The organism is Kitasatospora sp. NPDC059088 (assembly GCF_042738155.1).
Lineage (GTDB): Bacteria > Actinomycetota > Actinomycetes > Streptomycetales > Streptomycetaceae > Kitasatospora.
This window is the reverse complement of record NZ_JBHYGR010000029.1, coordinates 1-1,677: the sequence shown is the minus strand read 5'-3', so window position 1 is coordinate 1,677 and position 1,677 is coordinate 1. Positions and strand designations below refer to the sequence as shown.

The window sequence follows — 1,677 nt, the reverse complement described above, 5'->3', positions numbered from 1 at the left end:
GCGCCCGCCGCCCAGCGGGCCGCCCCCACCTCCGTGCGCGGCGCCACCCGCGGCCGCAACCCCCGCGGCCGCCCCGGGCCCCCCCGGCACGCGGTGAACGGCCCGCCCCCCCCGGAGGGCGGGAAGGGGGGCGGCGGCAGCGCCCAGGTCTTCCCGACCCGGGTGGTCAGCCCGCTGGACGGCCTGCGCGCCGCCCTCGGCCCCGGCGCCGAGCTGGTGTACGAGCTGGGCTCCGACCCCCGCACCCACCTCTCCCCGCTGGCCGCCGACTGCACCGCCGAACTGCTCGACGCGGACGGCACGGCGCTCGGCACCGCCGTCCTGCCGGAGGGCGAGGTGCGCTGGCTCGGCACCCTGCCCGGCGGCGTGGCCTTCGGCGGGCTGTCCCGGGTCCGGGTCACCACCACCGTCCCGGCCGGCCCCGCCGGGCGCCACCAGCTCTCCGTCCGCGGCGTCGGCCGCTTCCGGCTGGAGGCGGACGGCGCGGTGCTCTTCGACGACGTCCTGCTGCCCGTCGGCGAGGACCCGGCCGCTGCCTTCCTCAACCCGCCGGAGCGGCGCTTCGACCTGGAGCTCACCGACACCGGCACCGCCGAGGTGACGCTCACCCACTTCCTCCCGGAGGCGGCCGGCTTCGCCGGCTTCGGGCTGGTCTCCTTCACCCTCGGCCACGCCGCCCCGACCGCCTCCGCGGAGGAGCTGATCGAACGCGCCGTGGCGGCGGCCCGGGCGGCCGAGGTCGCGGTGGTCGTGGTCGGCACCACCGAGGAGGTGGAGAGCGAGGGCGTGGACCGTGCCGGACTGCGACTTCCCGGCCGCCAGGACGAGCTGGTCGCCCGGGTCGCGGCCGCCAACCCGCGCACCGTGGTGGTGGTCAACTCCGGCGCCCCGGTGCTGATGCCCTGGCGGGAGTCGGTCGCCGCGGTGCTGCTCGCCTGGTTCCCGGGCCAGCAGGCCGGCGAGGCGCTGGCCGACGTGCTGCTCGGCACCGTCGAACCGGGCGGCCGACTGCCCACCACGTGGCCCGCCGAGGAGGCCGACAGCCCGGTCTGGGAGGTCTCCCCGACCGACGGCCGACTCGACTACAGCGAGGGCCTGTTCATCGGCTACCGGGCCTGGCAGCGCCGCTCCGGTGCCGCCCCCGCCTACTGGTTCGGCTCCGGCACCGGCTACACCGACTGGTCCTACGAGGGCTTGGAGGCGCGCCTGACCGGCGAGGCACGGCAGTCCGAGGAGGCGCGCCTGACCGGCGAGGCGCGGCCGACGGACGGCTCCGCCGAGGCCCTCGCCGAGGTGACCGTCCGGGTCCGCAACACCGGTGCGCGGCCCGGCCGCGAGGTGGTGCAGGTGTACGTCGCCACCGACGGCTCGGACCGCAGCCGCCCGGACCGCCAGCTGGCGGGTTTCGCCGTGGTCGAGGCCGGGCCCGGCGAGCAGGCCACCGCCCGGATCACCCTCCCACTGCGGGCCGTGCAGAGCTGGGACCCGGCCGCGCAGACCTGGCGCACCAACACCGGCGTGCACACCGTCGAGGCCGGGCGCAGCGCCGGCGACCGGCGGCTCGCCCTGGCCCTGGTGGTGCCGCAGGACTGACCGGCCCGGGCCGGGGCGGCGGTCCGGGGGCGGTCTGGCGCGGGGGGGGGAGGCGCCGGGGGTGGCCCCGCCCCCGGGCGCGCG

Annotated in this window: 1 protein-coding gene; it reads left to right on the top strand. The window is 79.1% G+C overall.

Going from position 1 to position 1,677, the window contains the following annotated elements; translation table 11 throughout:
* Positions 1 to 1,593: glycoside hydrolase family 3 C-terminal domain-containing protein (locus tag ACFWXO_RS15620; RefSeq protein WP_380524459.1), on the top strand; the 1,593-nt coding region annotated here is incomplete at its 5' end.
* Positions 1,594 to 1,677: the final 84 nt, after the last annotated feature.